The following is a 25,009-nucleotide window of genomic DNA, read 5'->3' as shown; positions in this document are numbered from 1 at the left end:
AAAATCCGTTCACAACGATCACAAATTTATGCATTCACTTTCCAATTGGATAGATTTTGCACGCTCACTGAAATAGGTCTCGAAGGATCTTTGATCCAATTTAACATAGTTTGTATTAGAGGTGAAGCATTATTCTCATTCAATTCATTAATATTTATCCAAACAGCCCCAGAGGAATCATTATTTTTCAATGTGCTATCACTGTCTAAATTACCGCTTTTAAACTTCACATCATAAAAAATAGCAATATGATGAATATGGGTAGTACCACGTTTTTGTAATGGATAGGGAACTATATATTCTGAAACTCCTATTTGATTGACAAATTGAATTTCACTACCCGTTTCTTCAGCATATTCTCTATGTAAACAATCAAAGATAGTCTCGTCCAGCTCGATATTACCTCCTGGCAAGTCATATCTACCATAATACGGACCGAGTGTTTTTTTGATAACTAGTAATTTTCCTTCACTCATACAAACACCATATACCCCAAAATTTCGATGCATTTTAACATCAGACATTTTACACCTACTCCAATTTTCTATTTTCGTTCCTTATATATTACATACTTAGCTGGTTAATTGTTGTTTCATTTTGGTTGCTACATCTTCTTATTATTAATGGTCAGTTTACATCATACGAATTTAAATACAGTGCTTTGTGCGATATGGATTCCATATTTTTTAGTGTCTAAAAGAGTTAAAAATACGTTCACACGTTAGTATTTTAGCAGGTATTTCACTAAAGGAGGACCTTCAGATAATTGTAAAGCGTCTTAGAATATACTCATCATTTTCACAAATTGATATAACATAAAGCCAAGAAAGACAATCCATATCAGATTGCTTTTAAAACTAGACCTAGGTAGCACTAAAAATGACTTTGCTAGGAAATTGACATTCATATAGTATAATTTCTCTGGATATCTTTTATGAATGTACATCTCTACTTGACTAGGGAGATGCTGTGATGGATTCTCCCATATGTTCTGACTAATAAATTCATATTTTTTATGACTGTCTGGATCAGTCCATGTTGCCACGATCTGATAAGGAGATTGTCCAGTACTTGTATTCCAAGCACCATATCCTTTCAACTTCATACTATAATTAATTACTACTTTGTTCACATCAGCTAACACAGTCTTACCAGATAACATTAACTTTCTTCTTTTTGTTATGACATAAGCTTTATATGCAAAAGGACCTAACGCTAGTGCAGCCCCAGTCACTGTGAACACAACCCCCATGTTAAACATAGTACCTGACACGGTCGCCATATTTGGCGATTTTATCATGGTATAAATCCCTATAAACATAAATGTACATCCTAATAGTTTCAGCATGTTGAAAACCTCCTATATGTGTAACATGATTCAGCATCTTATTAGTTTAATAGCCATGGCTAACCAGACATGCACTTACCTAGTTAAATGCCTCTACTATACTTTTATCAGCTTATTCCATAATGTGTCAACATAAAAAATACAAAATGACAGCAACTATCAGTGTATACACCTCGTCTAAATATAATAATAGATATATTTGGGGGTACACATGTCAATGCGAAAAATGGTATGGCTTATTTTTTCTGTAGCTATAACTAGCGTTATGCTCTTAGGTTGTCAGTCTGATGAAGATAGTTTTGCACTAAAAAATGAGAACGTATCAAGCGTCAGTGTTTCTGAATCCACAGGTTTCGGTGAAGTAAATCCAGATTTCTTTATGACATATGAGGAAGGGGACGTACTTGAAACATTCAAACAGATTATATCAAGTGCTGTTCAAGAACCAGGTATAGTGGATATCAGTTTATCTGGATACGATATGCAATATATGTATGAAGACGGAACAACGCAAGGTTATCATCTGTGGATAAACGAAGCAGGAGAAAAAAGCATCATCATGAATGTAGAAAACTCTAACATCACTTATACCGTCTCGGAAGAAATGACAAGTCAGTTGAGAGAATTAATGAAGACAGAAGAACATACAGCATTAGTAGATGAAAAAATATCACAAGTGAACATCAAAGGTTTAATTGAATCACATTCAGATTTTTTTATTTCTTATGACCAGACAGAAGTACTTGAAGCATTTCAAAATATTTTTTCTAATGCGGTAAAAGAACCAGGTATAGTGAATATAGCTGATCCGGAGTTTTACTTAGAAATTATATTTGCAGATGAGACGAAGCAAAAGTTTTATTTATGGCTAGGGGAAGAAGGAGAAATTAGCACTTTGATGAACGTTGAGGATACACATACGATTTATACTGTCCCAGCAGAAATGACAAGTCAGTTGAGAGAATGGATTAAATAATATAAGCTTAAGATGTATCAAGTAATATAACTAGATCTTAGCTTTTAATATGACATAAAATTGAACGAGTATGACGAACTTGGTAATATGTTGTTACAACTCCGAAACTGTATTGACTACTTTGTATCCATACTATATGATTACTTTTTAGAACAGGATAAAAAAATATTTTTGACTTATTAAGAATCATGTAGCGGTAATAAGTTGGTTGAAAAAGTGCATTTAACTTATATAGTTGCTTCCATGTTCAAATACAACTCGGAGGTTCCTCATGAACAAATGGTTATGGATTGGCATTATTTTTGTCGTAGCGATATTATTCACGACTACGGATATCTTTCAACAGGACACAGGTCAGGATAAAGAAACAGATGCTAGATCGCTCTATCAAGACATCAGCATGGAACAGTATCAGGAAAAAATAAATAACAAGGAAAGTTTCGTCATCTATGTTTACTCTCCCGAATGTAGTCATTGTCAGGAATTTAAACCAACTTTAAATACAGCGATTGAAGACAATGAGATCGAAATCATTGCCTTGAATACGAATGTGGAAGAGAACAAGGATGAAGCTTTTTTCCAGCAAATACAATTACAGAGCATACCGGCGCTTTTGCATTATGAAAATGGAGTGGAATTTAATAGAGCCGTCGGAACATTAACGGAAGAACAACTCTATGCTTTTCTGCAAGATGCCAACGTCATCACAGCACAATAAGCAAAAGTGAATAGCGAATACTACAAGCCTGAGAACCTAGTGTTTTCAGGCTTTTTCATGATGACAAAAAGAGATGGATCATTAACAATATAGTTCGAGTCATTCTCACGCTAATTTTATAAGCTTAAAGCAGAAACATAGTGAAGACGAAACACCTCAAATTAAATAGGCTTATTCCAATATAGAACGTGAAGAGGAGCGTGAGTATGTTGCTATATGACATCATCATTATAGGTGCTGGGCCTGCTGGTGCAAGTGCAGGTATTTTTGCAGGCAGAGCCAAGAAAAAAGTACTCATCCTAGACAATGACAAAAGCGGAACGAAAAAAGCTTGGGTTGAAAATCACTACGCCGTTATGGGCATTACTGGCTATGACGTTTTTGAAACAGGCAAGAAACAAGCAGAAAAAGCAGGGGCAGAAATCAAACTTACAGAAGCAACACAAATAACGAAAAACGAAACCTCTTTCTCCGTAGAAACAAATGATGGAGCAACGTACGAGGCAAACTATATTATTCTTGCTACTGGTGCATCCAAAAAGCTTGCCAACCAATTAGGGGTAAATATGAAACCAATCTCCGATGAAAGCAAAGTGACCATCATCGATGCTGATCAAGACGGTAAAACGAACATCGAAGGGGTATGGGCAGCAGGTATCGTCACAGGTAAAAGCATGCATGTGGCTGTCACGGCAGGGGATGGAGCGAAAGTGGCCATTCATTTACTAACCGAAGTCAACGGTAAAGAATACGTCGATCAAGACATGATGTGCTAGGAGGATGAAATAACGATGACACAACAACAAACCAAACAATATAAAGACCAGTTTGAGAAAGACGGTTACATTCATATCAAAAAGTTGTTTACGGAAGAAGAAGTAAACATCTTAAACGATGCCTACTGGGAAGTATGGAAAGAGTTAATGGCGAAAGGGAAGGTCATACAAGCACCGAATCGTCCATTCGATAGTTTATTCCCCCGCTTAAGAGATTATCATTTTGAAAATGAAGCCATACTGGATTTTATTTTTAATCAAAAAGCAATCGACATCCTCGAAGGGATGATCCAAGAAGAAATCATTGCGATACAAACCAGTTACTATTTTAAAGCTCCAGGTGCAAAAGGGTTGCCGCTGCACCAAGATAATTACAGCCTCGGCGCGACGCCAGACACTTCATACGCTATCTGGGTGAGCTTAGATCCATCTGGAAAAGACAACGGGGGGCTAGTCGTTGTTCCTGGTTCACATACGTTTGCTATTCAACAGCCAGATGTCGTCCCGGAAAGTGTCAACGTCTATGGAAAGCAAATTCCTGTGCCAAGTGGATATGAAGCACAAGAAATTGAAACAGAAGTAGGAGATGTCGTTATTTTTAACGGGAACATTTTACATGGCTCCACAGATAATGATTCAAAAACGAAATTTCGTCGCGCGATTGTGACGCACTACGCAAGAGAAAGCGTAGAAAAAATTACGTTGAATTACAACTATTTAATGGATAAGAATAGGCAAAAAACAAGAAGAAGATTGAACGCTAACCCGCGTGTTGTAGAAACAAAAGAAAACTTGTTTGAATTCCACGAAGCAAAATATTACGACCAGATCATTAATCGAGATTAGAGAATCAAGATTTGAAACAGAATAGAAGAAAGGGGTCGTACCTTGCACACACATGCATTCCTCTCCACACTTTCCCGTCATGATCCTGATGCAATATGCTTTATTACCCCGCTCAAAGAAGAGATAACGTATGCGCAATGCATGCAAGCGGTAGCGTATAACATGCAGCAACTTCAAACCTTAAAGTTACCATCCAGTAAGGACACGCCATGTGCTATCGCCATTGATGTTGCGATAGGATGGAAAGCGATACCCGTTATGCTTGCTGCCTTAGCTTGTAAAATGACGATCGTTCCGGTCGATCCGTTTCACCACCCTACCATGACCAACACCATCCTACAGCAAATAAAACCCGCTCTGTATGTGACGGAAACGTCACTCGATGCTCAGGCAAACCTTCAACATATCACATCACTTTCTACTGCATCCCATGCACTGTTAGAACATACCGCTTTTATTTTATATACATCAGGCACGACAGGCTTTCCTAAAGGCGTCATGTTAACGTATAAAAATATTTGGAGTAATGTACAAGATATCCTCGCCTACTTACCCATGACGAAACAAGATCGCATGTTGCTCATTCGTCCGCTTACCCACGCTTCAGCCATCACTGGAGAATTACTTCCTGCGCTGTATCATGGCAGTACAATTATGATGAAATCGTCACAACTTTCCCCCATCCGAGCGGTGCAATGGATAGCGGAGCAGCAAATTACCTTTTGCTGTACGACCCCTACAGTGGCTACCCATCTTGCTCATTTTACAGAGCGATACAACACGTCCTCTTTACGTACGTTGATGATCAGTGGTGAAAAGTTATTACCCTCGCAAAAAAACGTCATACTCCAATCTTTTTCTAGTGCTACTATCGGTAATGCGTACGGCTTAACGGAGGCATCGCCGCGCATCAGTTGTAAATTAGACATTGCCAATGCTGCTATCGATAACGTAGGAGCGTGTTTAAACAAAGTGAACATCAAGATCGTGGATAAAGTAGGAGAGGAAGTAGCAAGTGGGGAGAAAGGCGTGCTCATGGTAACGGGGCCAAACATCATGAAAGGTTACTTCCAAGACCGAGATGCAAGTAACAAGAAGATGAGAGGTGAATGGCTTTATACGGCAGATCTTGCAAGTATAAAGGACGGAGAACTTCACATTCACGGAAGGGAAGACGAACTCATTATTCGTGCAGGGGTCAATATACATCCCACGGAAATTGAATCTTCGCTACTTGAAATAGAAGGCATTATAGAAGTACTTGCATTCGCCAAAGAAATGAATGGGGGAATGAAAGTGCATACGTGGATAGTTAAAGATCCTGCCTTAACCCAACAAGAAGCGTACAACAATATCATCTCTCACCAGCAAAAACATGATGATCGCTTGATCACAGACATCATCGAATGGAAAGAGAGCCTTCCTCGCACTCCTTCTGGCAAGCTCATCCGCCCTAGACACCATTAGTCTCGACTGCATTGTAGATCAGCATGAGTGGCAAATCCATACCAAAAATAGAGGTAAGCCTTGAAGAAAGAAAGGATGAACACTATTGAAAGATGAAAGATGGAAAGATTTTTTTGATGAAACGTACGCTTCTTTTTCTGAAGTGATTTTAACACCAGAGCGAACTGTAGCAGAGTGTGAAGCCATTATCGATTGTTTGCAGCTACAAACTGGAGATCATGTGCTCGATTTCGGTTGTGGACAAGGGCGAATGAGCATTCCACTAGCGGAAAGAGGGATGACGGTTACAGGTTATGATGGTTCCCCCACTTTATTGGAAGAAGCAAAAAGAAGAGCTCCTGACTTACCGCATTTACATTTTCAACTCGGGGATATGCGTGAGCTGGACGAAAGCGAACAATATGATGCCATCATTAACATTGGAACCGCCTTCGGGTATGTGCCCAGTAGGGAAGAAGATGAGCATATATTACAACGTGTATATGCAGCGTTAAAGCCAGGAGGTTACTTTTTACAAGAGTTAGAAAACCGTGAAAATAAAATAAAACAACTGTACCCAACGTGGAACGTCATGCACAATAACATCGTCTTCTCTAGACGACAGTTCGATCTGACGACGAGCAGATGGAGTGAAGAGATGTTTTGGTTTGAAGAGCAGGAGAAGAAGCAAGCAAAATTAGAGCTAACCTTATACACTGCTTCCGAACTCATGCACATGACGACATCAGCAGGGCTTCAAGTACAACACATATACGGCGGTTTAGATCGTAGCAGCTATCACATGGATAGTCCAAGACTGATGATACTATCACAAAAAAAATAAAGGAGGGTAAACGATGGAGTTAAAAAAACATCAGATCATTCCGACGAACGAACAAGTATGGGAAAAAGGCATTTATGACAATACAGAAATGTGTTACTTGTGGAGTGATGAGGAAACAGCAAGGCGCTGTTTTTACTTGAAAATGCTTCCCGATTCCACCATACCATTACACGACCATCCTTATCGAGAAATTGCAATCGTGACGGAAGGAGAAGTGCGCTTGAACGAGGACATAATGCGGGCTGGCGACTTTTTAACAGCTGGATTAGGAGAATCGCATGACGTCTACAGTGAACATGGCTGTATCATGTTTATCTATGTTGATTTTGATATGACACAATTTGAACTACGACCAAAAACAGACTAAACGGAATTTGGAGGGGAAAAGGTGAAAAATGCTCTAGGTTCCCATTTGTTTGATTCAACGTATTTCATCGCTTATGAAGCTGTAGGCCAATATACAGCGCATACGATCTGGCATATGTTGCAAGATGCTGGTCTATCTAATGAGAAATTCCAACACGGTTTATCATTAAGCGAAATCTTACAGCACCTCCAATGTCATCACCGCTACGAACATCATGTAGCGTGGGCTTTGTACTTCTTGAAAGCCAAACAATATCTCACATGGAATGAAGATCAATGGATGACACTGCCGTCACCACTGCCTTTCTTCGACAAAAAAACCATCTCAGAAACCGTTCCTTCCCATTTCAACATTCAACCTTCCATCGATCTCATTGATTATGTCGCTAAACATTGGATTTCCATTATCCAAAACAACGTCAAAGCGGAACACATTTTATTTCATCACGAAGGTCTCTCGTTATGGGAACACTACTTCAGCAATGACCATCATTTATATGCTGTACATAATTACGGGACAGCGGAATATGTGTTCAGTAACCTACATGAAACAGCTACACCCATTCACATGTTAGAACTTGGTGTTGGATTTGGTTCCGCAACTTCGGCGATGCTGCAATCTGCGATCACCTACGCCAAACCAATTGACCAATATACTATTACAGACGTTAGTCCTGCACTAGCCAACAAAGTGAAAAAACACTTTGCACTGCAATACCCTTCCGTTTCTTTTACTTCCCGAAAATTCGATATTGAACACTCCACACCGAAATGGAGCCACACTTTTGATTATATATATGCTGTAAACGTCATGCACTGCGCGGAACAGATCGTAGATACCTTAGCAAATATGCAAGCGTTGCTAAAGGAAGACGGCATGCTTGTTCTTTCCGAATGTGTAAGACAAGATCATCAAGTGCAACTGCATCAAGAATTTATTTTTTCACTCCTTCCACATTTTCGCTTATTACCGAAACAACAGGACACTATCGACCATACCATCCCTTGCTATGGCTTTTGGTCAGGTGAAGATTGGAAATATTTTATGGAACAAGCCGGATATATAGATATTCACGTACATGTCAATGCAGGAAGCAGCGTATGTGGAGCGATTATTTCAGGAAAGAAAAAGGTGTAAACAATTCAAACATGATGTTTAGGAGGCCAGTAGGGCTATTAACCTCTTGCTTAAGATCATGGAAACGAAAGCCGAGATGTAGGACAACAATGGGACTATGATAATAGATAGAGATACGTATGGATGAGTGCACACATGAATGCATCTACTTCATATTTTCCATACCTTTACGCCTGGCTACTGAGTCGTAAACATATATCTCACTATTTCTTCTTATCTACTGTTGTCTTTACATCTACCATAACGAAGGAGGGAATGTGTTGATTGTTATATGGATGGTAGATGAAATGCAAGAACAGTTGACAACGTTAGTGGATGAAAGCGAAAACGATGATATACAAGTCGTACACTCTCTAGATGAAGTAGAAAAACAAGTTTTACACGTTCATCATCAGTATGACGCACTCTTTATTTTTACCACAAAGCCCCACTTAGAGCATACAGAAACGTTGTCATCACTTATGACGATTGTCCCTGTCTATGTCGTAACCGAAGTGGACAAGCATACACAATTTATTTTGAAATTCATGTTATTTTACTTAGCTTCCATTAAAAATGAGAGAGAGAATGATCCCATATTGAAAGAAATTTCATCATCAACAGACGAAATTGATTGGGAAAAAACAATTCAATACATTCGTGATCATCTGTATAACAATGATTTATCGCTTGAAGAAGTGGCAAGTCAAAATTACGTATCAAAATGGCACTTTTCGAAAATTTTTAAGCGTAAATTCGGCATCACATTCCGAGAATTTCTCATTAATGAACGAATTTTATTAGCAAAAAAATTGTTGCTTTCCAATGAATCTGTAACAAGTGTCTGTTATGCCGTGGGATATGGGGATCTAACTCATTTCGGGCGAATTTTCCAAAAAAAAGTTGGCATGACACCATCACATTATAAAAAATATTACATTTAAGGGTGTGAAAGGAGCACGAAAAAACATGAAATGGATGACATGGATATGGATCAGTGTAGTGGCTATTGTGGCAGTAGGAATTTGGGGTTACTGGCAATGGACGAAACCTTATCCTTTACCAGAAATCACGGATGACGTAACTTGGTCTGACTTTAATCTTGATTTTCAAAAGGAAAGAGATTCTTTTCAAATGCTAGAACAAACAACACAGAAAGACATAGAACCCCCAACCTTGCCGATTAAAGATGACATCCGTGCTGATGCTGCTTATGCATACGGAGTTCTCAGTGGGGATACAACTTACTTACTACATGCGGTGCAGCATAACCCTTCCCACATCGGATATAGTACAGCGCTACGCATGCAAATGAATGCAGCAGGAGAAGGGGAACAGCTACTTGAACATTTACAACAATTAGATACGTCACTGCCAGCAGTGAAATTGCAAATCGCACTAGTATATGTGGATTACTTACAAGATCCGTCCCTCGGTACAGCTTCACTTGGACAGATTTCATTCCAATCTATTGAGACGCTCAATGAAACATTGGAGCAAAATCCATATGATTGGATGGCACATTATGCGAGAGGGATTAACAACTTGTATTGGCCTGTCGGACTGCAAAGAATAGATCAATCTATCCAAGATTTGGAGTTTTGTGTAGCGATAGCGCGAGCGTATGAGCATAAACCGACGGTGTTATGGCCGATGGCCTATACGACACTTGGTGACGCACTAGTTAAAAAAGGTGAAATAGAACAAGGTATTCAAGTGTGGGAAGAAGGATTGGAATCGTACCCCCAGTATGAGGAGCTACAACAGAGAGTAAAGCAGCAAGACCAAGCGTTAGAACTTGTAGCTGCTACCCGTGGTATGGAACAGTTTCAACGCCCATCACAAGATTTAACGGATATTAGTGTCATTTGGAAAACAGATATTAAAGGAAGTGGGAATGAGTGAATATTGGAATTACGGGAACAGGTGTCGTTGCCTCCATCGGCAATGATACCCAAACATTTTGGGATCAACTACTAGAGGGACAATCTGGTAGAAATAAAATTCGTGGTTTTGACGTTAGTGAGCATCGTAATCAGTTTGGATGTGAAATAGATGACATTCCAACTTCACATTTTTTTGACCATGAAATGAAACAAATGGGTAGAGCAACGAACATCGTGATGCCTGCATTAGAAGAAGCATGGCAGGATGCTAATTTAACGTTAGAAGATTTTCAGCAATATAAAGTAGGGGTATGTGTGGGAACGACCATGGGAGAAATTGAACCTTTGGAAAAGGCTTTGCGTCATGAAAAAGACAATCCCATGATGGGTGGACCACATGCCATCATTCATAACATGGAGCAGCTCATTTCATTGCAAGGTCCCAAATGGACGTTTACGAACGCATGTGCAGCAGGAAATTTCGCTATTGCGCGTTGTATGGAAGCACTACAATCAGGGCATGCAGATATTATGATTGCGCTCGGTGTAGATGCCATGTCTTGGGTTGCTTTTACCGGTTTTAGCAGCCTACGTGCGATGTCCAACGACCATTGTAGCCCTTTTCAGCAAGATCGAAAAGGATTGTTATTAGGGGAAGGTGCAGGTGTCCTCATATTAGAAAGAGAAGATCATTACCGAAAAAGAAAAGTGAAAAGTAAAGCGCATGTCCTTGGTTACGGATTTAACTGCGATGCCCATCACATTACGCAACCAGATCCGAATGCGAAAGGTGCAGTTAGAGCGATGAGAGAAGCACTAGCCATGGCAAACGTTTCACCAGAACAAATACAATACGTCAGTGCACACGGTACAGGAACGATGGCTAACGATCGAATGGAATCCAAAGCGATCCAACATTTATTAGAGGGAAGTCAGCATCAAATTGCCATGAGTTCGATCAAAGGACATATTGGTCATACACTAGGAGCAGCGAGCGCAATCGAAGCCATTATGTGCACAAAGGCGTTGGAAACTGGTCTTTTTCCACAAACAGCAAATTTAAAAAAAGTAGATGAGCAGTGTCAATGTGATGAAATACAATTCATTCAACAACCTATGCGATGTGAAAGTGATGTCGTACTCTCTAACGCTTACGCTTTTGGCGGCATTAACTCCTCTATCGTTCTAAGTACATCCTCCAATACGGACGGTTAGCATATTTGTCTTATTTACTATGCAACGCATGCATTAAAGATTTATTTCAGTTTAAAGTTTAAAGGAGAAATTTCATGGTTGAATTTAAAATGACAGGCTACGGTACCGTTATGCCAAAACAGAACAAAGCATGGTCACATATAGAAAATTTGAATCAAATGGAGCAATACTATGATAGCAGTATTGCAGAAAACCTGAAAGATGCGAAATTCAAAGGATTGCACAAGTGGTCCACAGCTGCAAAGTATGCATACCTCGCTGTGAAACAAGCACTACAGAAAGACATTGCTGTACCTCCAGATCGCATCGGTTGTATCGTCGGTACAACCGTTTCCAATTTACATTCCATTGTAAGTTTAGATGAGGAAGCCAAGCAATTTGGTGTAAATAACACGAGTCCCGGTATATTTCCAGAGACGGTACTTAATGCTATCGGCGGGCATTTAGCAGAAAAATTTCATATGACAGGAGTGAACGTAACGTTATCTGACGGAGATCGAAACGGGATCAACATGGTGCACTATGCACATGACATGCTAAAGCAGCATCGCGTCGATGAAATCGTACTCTGTATGATTAACTTATTTCCACCATCATCATTTGATGCAAAAAATATCCCGTACACTTTTCAATGTGAATCCATCAGTGCCATAAGGCTCAGTGTCGTAGAAGAAAACGATACGGATTCACCGGTCTACTTAAAATGGTGGACAGATCACGATGCAGATAAACAGAAAATCCAAGGAGATATACACCCTGTTCACATTAAACCGTGCTATCTTCCTCTTGCTTTAACTTATGCAGCAGAGCAAATACAACAAGGCCAGGTGAAACAATATCACATTACTTCAGACCAGCAACCACAAAGTCATATCCATCTGTATGGAACAGGAGGCGAAACCCTTTGAACAAAGCTATCGTAACAGGAACGTCGATGCTTACGGCAGGAGGCATCGGCAACGAACAAGCTTGGAACGCTGTTTTACAAGAGAAAGAAGTGATGTCCCATCGCCCCTACCAAATTGGATTTGATGAAACAGATCAATTTCCTTGCTTTCAAATCGGGGAATTAGATTTATCACAATGGTTTGAGCCTCACATCTTGGAACGAGTGGAAGAATGGGGATTACTGCATGATTGTGATTTTCAATATTTACTTGCTTCGATTCATATGGCATTGGAAGATGCCAAGCTGAACCTGACAAAAGAAAGTACTGTATCCATTATTATTGGACATGAGAATTTAGGTATGGTGAAGTATGTGGAGCGACTCACAGAAGATATCAATTCGGCACAACATAGAGAAAACAAAACGTTTATTCGTGCATATGACGAATACGTAGATCAACTGTATCAATTACAAACATTTCCTTATTTATTTTATTTAGCTCATATCTTCGACATCCATGGTCACAATTACGTCACCAACAATGCTTGTGCATCAGGGTTGTACGCACTCGAACTAGGCAGACAGCTCATTGCCAGCAATACAACGGACGTCGCTATCGTCGCTTGCTCTGATTATGCCCACGTGTCCGAACATTTATGGTTGCAAGAACGAGGAGCAATGTCGCATATAGGAGAAATTAAACCATTTGATCTGGAGCGCAGCGGTTCCGTGCTGGGAGATGGAGCAGGAGCGATTATATTGGAATCCCATGCCCATGCTGAGCGTCGCCAGGCCGAGCCATACTGCGAATATGCCGGTGGAAGCTTCTCGCAAGATACATGGCATATGACACTGCCCGATGTGAGTAAACACTTATATAGCAAAGTCATGACCGACGCAGTGCAACGTTTTGCAGATGCAAATATTGATTTAATTGTCCCTCACGGCACAGGAAGTCCGATGTGGGATTTGTATGAAGCCAAAGAAATTCATTCGGTATTCCAAGGCCAACACATTCCAGACGTCACAGCATTTAAAGGTTACACCGGACATACGTTAGGCGCTTGCAACATGATTGAAACGATATTGCTCATTCATGCCATGAAAAGTGGAATCGTACCGAAAACGTTATTTTCCAACAACAGCGATCCCAAACTGAACCTACCCATTGTAACAGCAACAAAGGAGAAAAAAGTAAAAACAGCAATGAAAGCCGTTCCCGCGTTTGCTGGATTTCAGGCTGCTGGTATATTTAAATCCTGCACATAAAGGAGAACAAGAAATGAGTCAAGTCATATGGAATTTTGAAGGAAAAACCGCCATTGTCACAGGAGGTTCACGTGGTATTGGTGCTGCGATTGTTCAAGCCCTAGCCAAAGCAGGTGCGCGTGTGTATTTCACTTATGCAAAAGACGTTCAAGCAGCGAAGGCATTAGTAGCAACATGTAATGAGAAAACAGAGCTAGTGTATGCCATTCAAGCAGATTTTACCAAACCAGCAGATATCGAAAATGTTATGACTCAAATGGAAAAGATGCCGATAGACTATGTCATTAACAATGCCGGATTATTGCGCGATCGTCCTTTATACAAAATGGATCCTGAAGATTGGCAGCAAGTATACCAAGTGAGCATAGAAGCGTTGTTTACCATTTGCAAACGACTCATTCCCGTTCTAACGAAGACACAAGGAAATATCGTCAACATCGCATCTATATCTGGTATTAGTGGACAAGCTGGTCAAGTCAATTATGCTTCAGCAAAAGCAGGGGTGATCGGTTTCACGAAGTCATTAGCTAAAGAAATAGGTCCAATGGGCGTTAGGATCAATGCGATCGCCCCTGGTTATATCGAAACGGACATGCTAAAAGACATTCAAGATAAAGTGAAAAAGAAAATGCAAAGAGATATACCCCTACGTAGACTTGGTTTGCCACAAGAAATTGCACAAAGTGTCCTATATACGTTATCTGATGCAGCCTCTTACACGACAGGATCTACGCTCGTAGTAGATGGAGGCATGTACTAAAAATAAAAAGGAGTGTCCCTATCATGCTAGATATGAATGAAGTAAAAATCAAACTTATTGAGATCACGATGGAAGTGACAGGGGAAGGCGAAATGCCTGAAACAGATCAAATAGAAGAAAGTCTACAAAAACCACTAGAAGATTGGGGTGTAGATTCATTAAGTGCACTAGAATTAGCGGTGCATCTAGAAAGAAATTTTGGCGTTAGAATGGAAGAAAAAGAACTCGCTAATTTAGAAACGCTTGCCGATTTAGTACATGCAGTAGAAGAAAAAGGTAAAGGGTAATGCTATGGCGGTGGCTTCATCAAAAAGAGTCGAAAGTGAAAAAGAAGGTGACCATCCTTAAACATAGCTCTGACCCTATTTTTGTAACACGATTTGAAACCATACTGCAAGCTTTTCTGTATGGCTACCATTCCGTTTTACAGCCTAAGTTAGACATGGAACAAACAAAAAGAAAAGTGAATGCGCAGTACGATGTTTTCTTTCGTGGTTTTGCATATGAAGGAATGGGAATGGGATTAGGAGCTAGAACATTATACAAGAGAAGCGAGAAGAAGGTTTTTGAACATCATATCCATGCGTTATCCCCTGCCTATTTGTATCAATATTACGTTGGTTTAGGTTGGTGGCTCTTCGTAAGGTATCGTTTTCGTACCGAGGGTTATCGTAAATGGCTCTTACATCTTCATCCCGTATACCAATCGATCGTCTTTGATGGCGTTGGATTTCATACTAGTTTATTTCAAACTCCATTACAAGACATAGTCAAAAAGTACGCTGCTTTCGGTCCAGATCATGAACGAGTTTGCTACCAAGGACTGGGAAGATGTTTATGGTTCCAACATCAATTTCATATCCAACGGATTATACAAGCACTACCGATGTTTCATCGCCGGTTTCATGCTGATATCATGAGTGGTGTTGGACTAGCCGCCGCATATAGTTGTTTTGACCGACTTCCATGGATTTTCCAAACCCGTGCTTCCATACCAGCACACCTTCTGCCTGCTTACAGCCAAGGGCTTGCCTTTGGCTTGCAGGCAAGGAAGTTACAAACCCCAGATTTTCCCTCCACTATATCCCATTTAACTGATACCACCGAGAAAAAGATACAACAATGGCTTACCATTATAGATGACGTATACGATCAATTGTACCACCAATCCAAACAGCAACTTTATTTAACGTGGTTAGATCAAGTGAGAGCCCGTTTAAGTGAAGCAAATTAACAAACTGGATATGCAAAAAGGAGATGAATCAATCATGAGCGTTCAATCATGGGTAAAATGCAGTATCATCTTATGTTTTGTTTTAGTAGTTAGCGCTTGTTCACCTTCACAGGGAGAAGGCAGAGACTATGGATTTTCCTTTGAAGATCAAACGGAAAAAGCAAACCTCACCTTTTTACATGAAAAACCAACTTACGATTCCAAAGTAGACAATATTATGCCTTGGTTAGCTACTACGGGGGCCGGAGTATATATTGAAGATTACGACCAAGATGGTTTTGTGGATCTCTATTTCACCAATACAAAAAGAGGAACGTTCAACGCATTATATCGCAACAATGGTGACGGAACATTTCATGAAGTGGGGGAAGCATTAGGTGTGGTCGATGTGAATCAGACCGGTGTGTCACAAACCGCGCTATGGTTTGATTACAATAACGATACGTTTCCTGACTTGTTCGTCGGCACATGGAGTGGAGCATGCAAATTGTTTGAGAATAATCAAGATGGCACATTTACGGATGTCACAACTGCTTCTGGCATCGACACTGTAGTAGGCAACTTTTCCAAAGCAATGTCACTGGATTACAATCGTGACGGAAATCTCGATCTGTATATTGGGGCCTATTTTCACGAAGAACATGATATGTTCAATCTCACCACAACCAAAATTATGCACAACGACTTTGAAAAAGCGGAAAACGGGGGTAAAAACTTACTATTACAAAACAATAATGGGGTATTCACTGATGTCGCAGAAGAACTCGGCGTAGCAGATCGTGGCTGGACGCTGGCAACAGGCAGTGCAGACTTAAATCATGATGGTTGGCCAGATATTTATAACGCGAATGATTTTGGGCCAGATACGTTGTACATCAATGAAGAAGGAAAACGTTTTGTTGAAGTGGAGCAATCCAGAGGAATTGGCGAAGATACGTTTAAAGGGATGAATATCGATTTTGCCGATGTATTTCATAACGGAGATTTAGCGATGTATGTCAGTAATGTGAGTAAACCACTGTATATTTTAGAAGGAAATCAGCTATGGCACATAGACGAAGAGGGACGGTATATCGACAGAGCACCTGAAATGGGAGTACATCTTGCTGACTTTTCGTGGGGAGCGCATTTTTTTGATGTCGATAACAGTGGAGAATATAGCTTAAGCGTGGCTACTGGTTTTTTATCTGCTAGTAAAAAACATGACTACTGGTTCGATTTAGGTACACTGGCAACGACACCTGGTAAGATTGTAGAAGACGCAAAAAACTGGATTCCTTTTCAAGATAAAAGTTTATCTGGTTATGAGAAATCATTTTTGTTTTGGAATGACGGGTCTTCCTTTACCAACATTGCAGAAGAAGTTGGAATTACCTTCGATAGTGATAGTAGAGGGGTAGCAGAGTTGGATGTCTTGAACAACGGAATGCTCGACCTCATTTTTGCTAATCAAGCAGCAACACCGAATTTATATATTAACAAAAATGAAACAGGAAACCACTGGATAAAACTTGACTTAATTGGAACGTATCCTAGTAATGCGGATGCAGTCGGAGCAAAAGTAACATTAGAAGTAAATGGTGTGACTACAGTCATACAAAGAGATGGGGCAAGCTCTCATGGAGCGCAAAGTGATCCGCGAATTCACTTTGGGTTAGGCAGTCACACACAAGTAGATCAACTCACCATTGAATGGCCAAGCGGAAGAGTGCAAACCATGCAGGACGTTGCTGGTGATCAAATGATGACGATCATCGAGCCCGATACAGCGCAGTAACACGAATAACAACATAAGCAAGCCGCGGATCATCAAGCACCATAAATTAAAATTAAAGTGAGTTGATAACCTTGCAACAAAAGTTCAATATCGGTGTGATCGGATGTGGGAAAATTGCTCAGACAAGGCATATCCCAGAACTATACGAACACCCTGACGTTCATCTTTTCGCATTATGTGACACGAAAGCCGCTAGAGCAGCGGAAATTGCCTCCACTTACCACGTACCACACCTATATGAATCGATTCAACCGATGTTAGCCCACCCCCAATTAGATGGTGTCATCATTTGCACACCGAATCAGTTTCACGCTACACACAGCATGCATTCCCTTCAAGCCGGCAAGCATGTTTTGCTTGAAAAACCGATGGCTACCACAATGGAAGATTGTGAACGCATGGTAAAAGAAGCAAAAAAACAAAACAAAATCTTTCTTGTTGCTCACAATCAAAGACTACATCCCGTCTATCAGAAAGCAAAAGAAATATTGCAATCTGACATCATAGGAAACATCACACAATTCACTACGAACTTTCATCACGGAGGTCCTGAGCACTGGAGTATAGAAGGGGAGGACAGTTGGTTTTTACGAGAGAAATTTGCATATTTCGGTGTGCTCGGTGATCTTGGTATACACAAAATTGATATCATTCACTGGTTACTTGAAGATGAAATGGAGCAGGTAAGTACGTATACACACCACCAAAGAGAGCAAGTAGAAGTTGAAGATAACGCCGTTATCATCGCCAAAATGAAAAAGGGAGCGATAGGCAGCATTAGTGTAAGCTGGAGCAATCCACTGCAAGATCATCGCACGGTGTTCTATGGGACAAAAGGCAACTTAATTTTTGGTGAATCGATGAATAGCTTGCGCATTCATTTGCATGACGGACAAGTCATCGAAGAACAAGTCAACCTCGCCATTCGTCAAGATCAGGGCTTACATTCTGGCGTGGTAGATCAATTTATACAGTGTATGAAACAAGAATCATATGAACAAGCAGAATGCAGTGGAGAATCCGCATTATCTACGATGAAAACATTGCTAAGTTTAACGTAGTGACATGGTAAGGAAGGGGGGACTTACGATGATTATTGACATCACCCTTTATGAAACTTCACTTATTCCTGCGATTATGTTTATCGTTTGGATTTTAGGTAAGCAAGGCATTCCAGCTAAGTTACTACCTATCTTCGCGCTTATCCTCGGCATTGCCTCTTCACTATCTATGATTGAATTCACCTTAAAAGGACTTGTTATTGGCATTTTACTAGCTGCAAATGCAGTAGGAATCCACAGCGGAACAAAAAACGTTATCCATGCCTTCACCGACAAAAAAGAGTGCAAGTAAAAATGAAAACCGAGAAAATAATCTATCTCATATCATACTACAAGGAGTCGGTTTCGATGTTGAATCTTTTTATCAGCTCCACGATAAAAGACTTGTATTTCGTACGTCAAACGCTGGGTAATCAAATAGAAAACCATCTTGGACACACTGTCATCATGTCGGAATCCATTACATTTGACTGGTCACATGAGGATATCGTGAAAAGTTGCCTACAAGCGGTTAGCAAAGCAGACATTGTTATCCTGATCATCGGAAACCGCAGCGGTGCAAACATTTCGGAAAATGGGATCAGTATCACCCGTGCAGAATACAGACAAGCGAAAGCACTCCGCAAACCGATTATCACACTGATTGTGCAAGAAACATGGTTCCTATACCAGCAGTCATCGGACCGACTCCATGGTAGTATTGTGGATTTCATTGATGAAGTAAGTGCAAATTTCAGAAGAAATATATGTGCGTTTTCTTCATCAGAAGAAGCCTTTTACTATATAAGAGCACAATTATCCAACATATTTAAAAGTTATTTAGAGCTCAATCAAACTCCCCATCATATGGAGCAATATATTAAAAAAGGAGAAGAGCATCAAGCTTACTATCGATTTGTCACTTCCCTGATGACACCAGAGCTTTCCTTTGATCGTATTTTATCTATATTAATTCATCAACTAAAATCAGGAACGGTTACTACAGAAGACTACGTACCTCAACCGATCGTCTTGTTAAGTACTGCTATAGGCGCAACTTTATATCGTTACGATGAAGAGAAGCAGTTCATGCTGCTTGTTGGTTGTGCTGGGGATACGCCCTGTGAATCTTTACAGCAGATGAATCAAGATAGTAATTATATGATGGATGCTTTACATCGCCAGCAGTCTATCTTACTTGAAAATATAACAGCATACGATCAAGTGGAAAAGATCGTCTGTCTACCGATAGGGAACCAATATGTGATGACGATACATTTCTTAGTAGAGGCAGAATACGAACCAGATTACGATCCTAACATTATTTTAGAATTCGTTTATATGCAAAATAAAGTGCTTCTTCATACGCTACATATGTTTTTAAATAATATGAAGAAATGATAGAATGCAAGTTTACACCTCAGTAGCCAGGCGTAAAGGTGATGATGTTGAAATTTCTCCACCTTATGTTTAGTTGTAATAAGTAGAAAGGAGTACCTGACCATGAATCATAACGTTTCTAAAGTTTCAACTACACTTCAAAAGCAAAAAAGTACGATAAAAGATGCAAAACAACACCATGAATATCATAACGGGCCCTCTTTCATCCCACATAGGATGGAAAAACCTCATGCTTTCAAACTATTAGCATCTAAAAAAATAGAGTTTTAACATGATGCATTGCAATTCATGGGTATAAAGGTGATAAAAAGTACAACGGTGTATACCTATATTTCCTGGGCAAGCGCAAAATTCGAGGGGTGTCGCTACATTTAACCTACCATTGCTCACACTATTCGACGAGATTAATGTTCATTCATGTAAAGGATATGGGTATGATGCTTATCTTTGAAAAAACCGACATCTATTTCATTAATACTATAAATAATTAACAACATTAATTATTTATAGTATTTTTTAATGAAAATCATTTTAATTTTTACAAACTTCTTCATTTACATTGATATTACGTTAAAAAAAATAATACATACTGTATGAATGATGAGCACATTTACATCATATTAAAAAAGTAACAAACAAATCACAATGATGTGGAGGGAAAAATAAGGGGAATGTCATACAGGCAAAAAGGATAAGCATACAGATAAAAGAAGAGTTGTTATAAAAGGAGGTCCCTTCGTGAGTGCCATTCATTTAGTAAACATTATAAAATCTTACGATGGTAAAACAAAAGTAGTAGAAGATATTAATGTAGAGATTCAAGAAGGAGAGTTCTTCGTTCTTGTCGGTCCATCCGGTTGTGGAAAAAGCACCATGCTTCGTATGATTGCGGGATTAGAAGACATTACAGAGGGTGATTTATTCATTAACGGCAACAAAGCAACATCGTTGTTACCTCATGAACGAAACTTATCCATGGTGTTCCAGAATTACGCGCTGTATCCTCATATGACCGTAGAAAAGAACATCACTTTTGGTTTATACAAACAAAAGCTAAGTAAAAGTGAACAGAAAAAAAGATGTGATGAAGCGGCTGAAATGTTAGGATTAACACCATATTTGCAGCGAAAACCGAAAGCGCTATCTGGTGGTCAGCGACAGAGAGTCGCACTGGCTAGAGCCATTGTAACGCAATCTCCTATTTGTTTAATGGACGAACCATTATCTAATTTAGATGCTAAGTTACGTACTAAAATGAGATCTGAATTGAGGCAGCTACAAAGATTGTTAGGTATCACGATGGTGTATGTCACACATGATCAAACGGAAGCCATGACGATGGCGGATCGGATGATGATTTTAAATCACGGACAAATTCAACAAGTTGGTAAACCGCTTGAAATTTACAACCAACCAAACAACGAATTTGTTGCGACATTTATTGGTGCACCACCGATGAACGTAGCTAACATGAAAGTAATAGACCATACCTGTGTCCTATCGGATCATATTACTATTCCATTGCCTCATGATGTAGATCCTACAGCTTCCTATGCAAAAATAGGAGTTAGAGCCGAAGATATTACATTGGCAAGTGAAAATGATTATTTATTTACAGGGGAAATCGTAAATGTTGAAATTTTAGGTACAGAGACCTTGCTCACCTTTGCCATCGATGAAAAAAATCAATGGTTAGCTAAACTCAACGGTCAGTGGGATATTCAAATAGGAGAAAAAGTACCATTATCCATCGAATCACATCACATACATCTATTTGATGAACATGGTCAAACCATGTTTCAAAGTAAGAAAAAAGCTGTATCGTCCTATCAAGTTAAAGATGCATTACCGAAGGAGAAGCTCTTATGAAGCGAAAGATAAACAAGAAAAGAATAACTCGCTCTTCATTCGGTGCAGGGATGCTTTATTTACTACCATCTATTTTATTGTTTGGAATCTTTCTGTTTTATCCGATGTTTAAAACATTATATTTGAGTTTGTTTTGGACGGATACACAAGGAAATCCAGTGCAGTATGTAGGATTAGAAAATTTTATGTATTTGTTTGAGTCACCTAGTTTTATGACGAGTATAAAGGCAACATTGTTATTTGTACTTTATACCGTACCTGTGGGCATTGTACTCGCTCTTATTCTTGCACTATTAGCTAACGAAAATGTCAAAGGTATCGGTTTCTTTCGAACGATGTTTTCTTCTACGATTGGTATGAGTGTTGCTGCATCTTCTGTAATCTGGATGCTCATGTATAATCCGGCCATTGGTATATTCAACAAAATACTATCTGCCATACATTTACCAGAACTACAATGGTTGTTAGATCCAGATTATGCGCTCATTTCTGTAGCGATATCTACTATCTGGATGAACACCGGTTTTTCATTTTTGATCCTACTAGGTGGATTGCAAAACATCGATGAGAGATTATACGAAAACGCTAGAATTGCTGGGGTGGGTACGTGGTACAAACTTCGAAACATCACGTTGCCTATGTTATCACCGACACTATTTTTTGTGGTTACCGTTAGTATCATTGGTGCTTTTCAATCGTTTGGACAAATTGACATTTTGACAGGTGGTGGGCCTATGGAGTCCACAAACGTCATTGTATATGCAATATATAAGGATGCATTCATTAATTACGATGTTGGGTTAGCAAGTGCACAAGCTGTGCTGTTATTTTTCTGTATTTTGTTTGTGACCATCTTACAATTCAAAATTGGTGAAAGACGGGTGCACTATCAATGATACCATTCAAAAAAATATCACTTTATGCATTGTTAATCTTTTTCACTATCGTCATGATGTTTCCGATTGTATATGCATTCCTTATTAGTTTCATGCAGAGTGGTGAAGTACTAGAAGGTAACTTATGGCCGAGTGAGTTTAACTTCAGTAATTATCAAAAAGCATTTGAGCAAGTACCATTATTTAAATACTTAACGAATAGTTTTGTTGTTTCCATTACCGTTACCATTGGGCAGCTTATCGTTTCCAGTCTGGCTGCATATGCATTTGTGTTTATCCCTTTCAAAGGCCGTGACATCATTTTCTTTTTATTTATATCTACGATGATGATCCCTTGGGAAGCGACGATGATACCGAACTTTTTTACCGTGCAAAATCTAGGTTGGCTAAATAGTTATGCTGGTTTAACGATACCATTTTTCGCACTTGCTTTTGGTACGTTCTTGTTGAGACAACACTTTAAAACGATTCCGAAAGAACTGCACGAAGCCGCACAAGTTTCTGGAGTGGGAAGATTTCGTTTTTTCTTCCACATTGTATTGCCTGTTTCAAAATCAAGTTTAATCACATTAGCGATTTACAGCTTTTTAACGACATGGAATATGTATTTATGGCCATTGTTAATTACAAATGATGAGAAGGTAAGAACGGTGCAAATTGGAATTAAGCAATTGCAGTCACAAGAAGTAGCAAGTGAATGGGGTATCGTCATGGCTGCTGTTGTTATTATCATCATTCCAACGCTACTGTTGTTGTACATGAGTCAGAAGAGATTGCAAAAAGGATTAACACAAGGTGCTATAAAATAATTTTACCATCAATAAAGGAGTGGTATTTTACCATGAAAAAAATGTTCACGTTTATGTTGATGTTCGTATTATTGATTACTGCATGTTCAAGCGAGTCAGATAGTGATAACAACGATACAACAGAAGACACCAATGCAGAGCAAACGTCAAGCAACGATGCGACAGAAACAAAAGAAGATACAGAGTCTGGAAAGACAGAAGTTGTGTTTTGGCATGCGATGGGGGGGAACTTAGAAGAAACGTTAACTACTATCGTGAGTGACTACAACGCTTCCCAGTCTGATTACGAAGTCGTAGCTATTTTCCAAGGTTCTTATGAGGAAGCATTAACTAAATTCAATACGGTAGCAGGAACATCCGATGCACCTGCGATCATGCAGACATTTGAAGTTGGAACAAAGTACATGGTAGAGAGCGGAAACATTCAACCCGTTCAAAAGTTCATTGATGCTGATAGTTATGATATTAACCAATGGGAAAAAAACATCTCTAACTACTATAATGTAGATGGCACACAATATTCTATGCCGTTCAATTCCTCTACTCCTGTTCTTATTTATAATAAAGATGCTTTTACAGCAGCAGGATTAGATGCTGAAAACCCTCCTATGACTTACAGTGCATTAAAAGAAGCATCTCAAAAGTTAACGATTCAAGATGGAAGCAACACAACACAATATGGATTTTCCGTTCTTAACTATGGTTGGTTTTTTGAGCAATTAGTGGCGGTTCAAGGTGGGCATTTCGTAGATAATGATAACGGAAGAACTGCATCGGCACAGGAAGTGACTTTCAATCAAGATGAAGGATTAAATGTATTTACTTTAATTAGTGATATGTACAATGACGGAACATATTACAACAGTGGTACGAGCTGGGATGACATTCGCGCTGCATTCCTTTCTGGTAAAACGGCAATGTACTTAGACTCCTCTGCAGGTGTAAAAGCCATGGTAGATAGTGCAGAATTTGAAGTTGGCGTATCTTACTTACCTATACCAGATGGAAAAGAGAGAGAAGGCGTCATCATCGGTGGTGCATCGCTTTGGATGTCTAGCGGATTAGACGAAGAGATTCAACAAGGAGCATGGGACTTCATGAAATATGTTTCTTCTGCAGAAGTTCAAGCAGACTGGCATTTACAAACGGGTTATTTCGCCATCAACCCTGCTGCTTATGACTTAGATGTAGTAAAAGAAGTATGGGAAGCGTACCCACAATTAAAAGTTACAGTAAATCAATTACGTGAAACTAAATCTTCTACAGCAACACAAGGGGCATTAATCTCTGTATTCCCTGAAGCACGTCAAAAAGTGGTAAGTGCAATGGAAAGTTTATACCAAGGTGCAGATCCACAACAAGCTTTAGATCAAGCGGCCAGTGAAATTAATCGTGCGCTTGAAAAAGCAAACAAGCTTAGCGGAAACTAAAAATTAATCCTATCATTATGATAATGTTATAAATTAAAATAAAAGAGAAAAGAGTCTATCTGACATATCGTGAAGCATTCCTGAAATGGAAACGATA

The 25,009-nt window shown here is 39.4% G+C and carries 28 protein-coding genes; 26 read left to right on the top strand and 2 right to left on the bottom strand.

Annotation, left to right across the window (positions count from 1 at the left end; translation table 11 throughout):
* Positions 1-26 precede the first annotated feature (26 nt).
* The gene (locus D1Z92_RS09445; RefSeq protein WP_128895424.1) at positions 27-524 is read right to left on the bottom strand and encodes an NUDIX hydrolase; all 498 of its coding nucleotides are present in this window, start codon (positions 522-524) and stop codon (positions 27-29) included.
* 99 nt (positions 525-623) lie between these two features.
* On the opposite strand from D1Z92_RS09445, the gene D1Z92_RS17820 reads away from it, so the two are divergent.
* On the top strand, positions 624-725 hold the full coding sequence (locus D1Z92_RS17820; RefSeq protein ID WP_370741261.1) for a DUF2569 family protein: 102 nt from the start codon (positions 624-626) through the stop codon (positions 723-725).
* 53 nt (positions 726-778) lie between these two features.
* Here D1Z92_RS17820 and D1Z92_RS09435 read toward each other — a convergent pair whose 3' ends face one another.
* A complete protein-coding gene (locus tag D1Z92_RS09435) occupies positions 779-1,348 on the bottom strand; it encodes a hypothetical protein (protein WP_128895422.1) in 570 nt (189 codons plus the stop codon).
* A gap of 211 nt (positions 1,349-1,559) precedes the next feature.
* Here D1Z92_RS09435 and D1Z92_RS09430 point away from each other — a divergent pair, with 211 nt between their 5' ends.
* The 25 genes from D1Z92_RS09430 to D1Z92_RS09315 all read left to right on the top strand — a co-directional run bounded on the left by D1Z92_RS09430 (position 1,560) and on the right by D1Z92_RS09315 (position 24,912).
* Complete coding sequence (locus D1Z92_RS09430; protein WP_128895421.1) at positions 1,560-2,324, top strand: YhfM domain-containing protein; 765 nt, start codon at positions 1,560-1,562, stop codon at positions 2,322-2,324.
* 271 nt (positions 2,325-2,595) lie between these two features.
* Complete coding sequence (locus D1Z92_RS09425) at positions 2,596-3,042, top strand: thioredoxin family protein (protein WP_128895420.1); 447 nt, start codon at positions 2,596-2,598, stop codon at positions 3,040-3,042.
* Positions 3,043-3,248: 206 nt separating this feature from the next.
* Positions 3,249-3,818: an FAD-dependent oxidoreductase gene (locus tag D1Z92_RS09420; protein WP_128895419.1), complete on the top strand. Its 570-nt coding sequence runs from the start codon at positions 3,249-3,251 to the stop codon at positions 3,816-3,818.
* Between the two features lie 15 nt (positions 3,819-3,833).
* The gene (locus D1Z92_RS09415; protein ID WP_128895418.1) at positions 3,834-4,664 is read left to right on the top strand and encodes a phytanoyl-CoA dioxygenase family protein; all 831 of its coding nucleotides are present in this window, start codon (positions 3,834-3,836) and stop codon (positions 4,662-4,664) included.
* 42 nt (positions 4,665-4,706) lie between these two features.
* The gene (locus tag D1Z92_RS09410) at positions 4,707-6,131 is read left to right on the top strand and encodes a class I adenylate-forming enzyme family protein (RefSeq protein WP_164931536.1); all 1,425 of its coding nucleotides are present in this window, start codon (positions 4,707-4,709) and stop codon (positions 6,129-6,131) included.
* A gap of 85 nt (positions 6,132-6,216) precedes the next feature.
* Positions 6,217-6,954 carry an SAM-dependent methyltransferase gene (locus tag D1Z92_RS09405; protein ID WP_128895416.1) on the top strand — a complete coding sequence of 246 codons (738 nt, stop codon included), beginning with the start codon at positions 6,217-6,219 and terminating at the stop codon, positions 6,952-6,954.
* 13 nt (positions 6,955-6,967) lie between these two features.
* Positions 6,968-7,321 (top strand): cupin domain-containing protein, encoded by a 354-nt coding sequence (locus D1Z92_RS09400; protein ID WP_128895415.1) that lies wholly within the window; start codon positions 6,968-6,970, stop codon positions 7,319-7,321.
* 21 nt (positions 7,322-7,342) lie between these two features.
* Positions 7,343-8,458 carry a class I SAM-dependent methyltransferase gene (locus tag D1Z92_RS09395; RefSeq protein ID WP_128895414.1) on the top strand — a complete coding sequence of 372 codons (1,116 nt, stop codon included), beginning with the start codon at positions 7,343-7,345 and terminating at the stop codon, positions 8,456-8,458.
* Between the two features lie 260 nt (positions 8,459-8,718).
* On the top strand, positions 8,719-9,381 hold the full coding sequence (locus tag D1Z92_RS09390; protein ID WP_128895413.1) for a helix-turn-helix transcriptional regulator: 663 nt from the start codon (positions 8,719-8,721) through the stop codon (positions 9,379-9,381).
* A 25-nt stretch (positions 9,382-9,406) separates the two neighbouring features.
* Positions 9,407-10,342 (top strand): tetratricopeptide repeat protein, encoded by a 936-nt coding sequence (locus D1Z92_RS09385; protein WP_128895412.1) that lies wholly within the window; start codon positions 9,407-9,409, stop codon positions 10,340-10,342.
* Positions 10,339-11,538, top strand: a complete 1,200-nt coding sequence (locus tag D1Z92_RS09380) for a beta-ketoacyl-[acyl-carrier-protein] synthase family protein (RefSeq protein WP_128895411.1) — start codon at positions 10,339-10,341, stop codon at positions 11,536-11,538. The genes D1Z92_RS09385 and D1Z92_RS09380 overlap by 4 nt, the downstream gene beginning before the upstream one ends.
* Before the next feature lie 74 nt (positions 11,539-11,612).
* The gene (locus D1Z92_RS09375) at positions 11,613-12,446 is read left to right on the top strand and encodes a beta-ketoacyl synthase N-terminal-like domain-containing protein (RefSeq protein ID WP_128895410.1); all 834 of its coding nucleotides are present in this window, start codon (positions 11,613-11,615) and stop codon (positions 12,444-12,446) included.
* Positions 12,443-13,696: a beta-ketoacyl synthase N-terminal-like domain-containing protein gene (locus D1Z92_RS09370; protein ID WP_128895409.1), complete on the top strand. Its 1,254-nt coding sequence runs from the start codon at positions 12,443-12,445 to the stop codon at positions 13,694-13,696. Before D1Z92_RS09375 ends, D1Z92_RS09370 begins: the two co-directional genes overlap by 4 nt.
* A 13-nt stretch (positions 13,697-13,709) precedes the next feature.
* Positions 13,710-14,456 (top strand): 3-oxoacyl-ACP reductase family protein, encoded by a 747-nt coding sequence (locus D1Z92_RS09365; RefSeq protein WP_128895408.1) that lies wholly within the window; start codon positions 13,710-13,712, stop codon positions 14,454-14,456.
* A gap of 23 nt (positions 14,457-14,479) precedes the next feature.
* Positions 14,480-14,743, top strand: a complete 264-nt coding sequence (locus tag D1Z92_RS09360; protein WP_128895407.1) for an acyl carrier protein — start codon at positions 14,480-14,482, stop codon at positions 14,741-14,743.
* Positions 14,743-15,690 carry a DUF1702 family protein gene (locus D1Z92_RS09355; RefSeq protein WP_128895406.1) on the top strand — a complete coding sequence of 316 codons (948 nt, stop codon included), beginning with the start codon at positions 14,743-14,745 and terminating at the stop codon, positions 15,688-15,690. Before D1Z92_RS09360 ends, D1Z92_RS09355 begins: the two co-directional genes overlap by 1 nt.
* Before the next feature lie 34 nt (positions 15,691-15,724).
* Positions 15,725-17,467: a CRTAC1 family protein gene (locus tag D1Z92_RS09350; RefSeq protein ID WP_128895405.1), complete on the top strand. Its 1,743-nt coding sequence runs from the start codon at positions 15,725-15,727 to the stop codon at positions 17,465-17,467.
* Between the two features lie 71 nt (positions 17,468-17,538).
* Positions 17,539-18,528 carry a Gfo/Idh/MocA family protein gene (locus D1Z92_RS09345; RefSeq protein WP_164931535.1) on the top strand — a complete coding sequence of 330 codons (990 nt, stop codon included), beginning with the start codon at positions 17,539-17,541 and terminating at the stop codon, positions 18,526-18,528.
* A 28-nt stretch (positions 18,529-18,556) separates the two neighbouring features.
* Positions 18,557-18,820, top strand: coding sequence for a hypothetical protein (locus D1Z92_RS09340; RefSeq protein ID WP_128895403.1), 264 nt, complete (start codon positions 18,557-18,559; stop codon positions 18,818-18,820).
* Positions 18,821-18,876: 56 nt separating this feature from the next.
* Entirely contained in the window at positions 18,877-19,908 is a 1,032-nt protein-coding gene (locus D1Z92_RS09335) for a DUF4062 domain-containing protein (RefSeq protein WP_164931534.1), read from the top strand.
* A 102-nt stretch (positions 19,909-20,010) separates the two neighbouring features.
* The gene (locus tag D1Z92_RS17295; RefSeq protein WP_164931533.1) at positions 20,011-20,178 is read left to right on the top strand and encodes a hypothetical protein; all 168 of its coding nucleotides are present in this window, start codon (positions 20,011-20,013) and stop codon (positions 20,176-20,178) included.
* Positions 20,179-20,646: 468 nt separating this feature from the next.
* Positions 20,647-21,777, top strand: a complete 1,131-nt coding sequence (locus tag D1Z92_RS09330; RefSeq protein ID WP_128895401.1) for an ABC transporter ATP-binding protein — start codon at positions 20,647-20,649, stop codon at positions 21,775-21,777.
* A complete protein-coding gene (locus tag D1Z92_RS09325; RefSeq protein WP_128895400.1) occupies positions 21,774-22,673 on the top strand; it encodes a carbohydrate ABC transporter permease in 900 nt (299 codons plus the stop codon). The genes D1Z92_RS09330 and D1Z92_RS09325 overlap by 4 nt, the downstream gene beginning before the upstream one ends.
* Positions 22,670-23,482 carry a carbohydrate ABC transporter permease gene (locus D1Z92_RS09320; protein ID WP_128895399.1) on the top strand — a complete coding sequence of 271 codons (813 nt, stop codon included), beginning with the start codon at positions 22,670-22,672 and terminating at the stop codon, positions 23,480-23,482. The genes D1Z92_RS09325 and D1Z92_RS09320 overlap by 4 nt, the downstream gene beginning before the upstream one ends.
* A 32-nt stretch (positions 23,483-23,514) precedes the next feature.
* A complete protein-coding gene (locus D1Z92_RS09315) occupies positions 23,515-24,912 on the top strand; it encodes an ABC transporter substrate-binding protein (protein WP_128895398.1) in 1,398 nt (465 codons plus the stop codon).
* The last annotated feature ends 97 nt before the right edge of the window (positions 24,913-25,009 follow it).

Source organism: Longirhabdus pacifica (genome assembly GCF_004115085.1).
In the GTDB taxonomy this organism is placed as follows: Bacteria; Bacillota; Bacilli; order Paenibacillales; family DSM-105158; genus Longirhabdus; species Longirhabdus pacifica.
This window is presented reverse-complemented; position numbering and strand designations above follow the sequence as displayed.

Bases quoted from the DNA above. Each gene is read 5' to 3' on its own strand.
- D1Z92_RS09445 (WP_128895424.1), bottom strand. From the start codon at position 524: ATGTCTGATGTTAAAATGCATCGAAATTTTGGGGTATATGGTGTTTGT.
- D1Z92_RS17820 (WP_370741261.1), top strand. From the start codon at position 624: ATGGTCAGTTTACATCATACGAATTTAAATACAGTGCTTTGTGCGATA.
- D1Z92_RS09435 (WP_128895422.1), bottom strand. From the start codon at position 1,348: ATGCTGAAACTATTAGGATGTACATTTATGTTTATAGGGATTTATACC.
- D1Z92_RS09430 (WP_128895421.1), top strand. From the start codon at position 1,560: ATGTCAATGCGAAAAATGGTATGGCTTATTTTTTCTGTAGCTATAACT.
- D1Z92_RS09425 (WP_128895420.1), top strand. From the start codon at position 2,596: ATGAACAAATGGTTATGGATTGGCATTATTTTTGTCGTAGCGATATTA.
- D1Z92_RS09420 (WP_128895419.1), top strand. From the start codon at position 3,249: ATGTTGCTATATGACATCATCATTATAGGTGCTGGGCCTGCTGGTGCA.
- D1Z92_RS09415 (WP_128895418.1), top strand. From the start codon at position 3,834: ATGACACAACAACAAACCAAACAATATAAAGACCAGTTTGAGAAAGAC.
- D1Z92_RS09400 (WP_128895415.1), top strand. From the start codon at position 6,968: ATGGAGTTAAAAAAACATCAGATCATTCCGACGAACGAACAAGTATGG.
- D1Z92_RS09385 (WP_128895412.1), top strand. From the start codon at position 9,407: ATGAAATGGATGACATGGATATGGATCAGTGTAGTGGCTATTGTGGCA.
- D1Z92_RS09375 (WP_128895410.1), top strand. From the start codon at position 11,613: ATGGTTGAATTTAAAATGACAGGCTACGGTACCGTTATGCCAAAACAG.
- D1Z92_RS09365 (WP_128895408.1), top strand. From the start codon at position 13,710: ATGAGTCAAGTCATATGGAATTTTGAAGGAAAAACCGCCATTGTCACA.
- D1Z92_RS09360 (WP_128895407.1), top strand. From the start codon at position 14,480: ATGCTAGATATGAATGAAGTAAAAATCAAACTTATTGAGATCACGATG.
- D1Z92_RS09355 (WP_128895406.1), top strand. From the start codon at position 14,743: ATGCTATGGCGGTGGCTTCATCAAAAAGAGTCGAAAGTGAAAAAGAAG.
- D1Z92_RS09350 (WP_128895405.1), top strand. From the start codon at position 15,725: ATGAGCGTTCAATCATGGGTAAAATGCAGTATCATCTTATGTTTTGTT.
- D1Z92_RS09340 (WP_128895403.1), top strand. From the start codon at position 18,557: ATGATTATTGACATCACCCTTTATGAAACTTCACTTATTCCTGCGATT.
- D1Z92_RS09335 (WP_164931534.1), top strand. From the start codon at position 18,877: ATGTTGAATCTTTTTATCAGCTCCACGATAAAAGACTTGTATTTCGTA.
- D1Z92_RS17295 (WP_164931533.1), top strand. From the start codon at position 20,011: ATGAATCATAACGTTTCTAAAGTTTCAACTACACTTCAAAAGCAAAAA.
- D1Z92_RS09325 (WP_128895400.1), top strand. From the start codon at position 21,774: ATGAAGCGAAAGATAAACAAGAAAAGAATAACTCGCTCTTCATTCGGT.
- D1Z92_RS09320 (WP_128895399.1), top strand. From the start codon at position 22,670: ATGATACCATTCAAAAAAATATCACTTTATGCATTGTTAATCTTTTTC.
- D1Z92_RS09315 (WP_128895398.1), top strand. From the start codon at position 23,515: ATGAAAAAAATGTTCACGTTTATGTTGATGTTCGTATTATTGATTACT.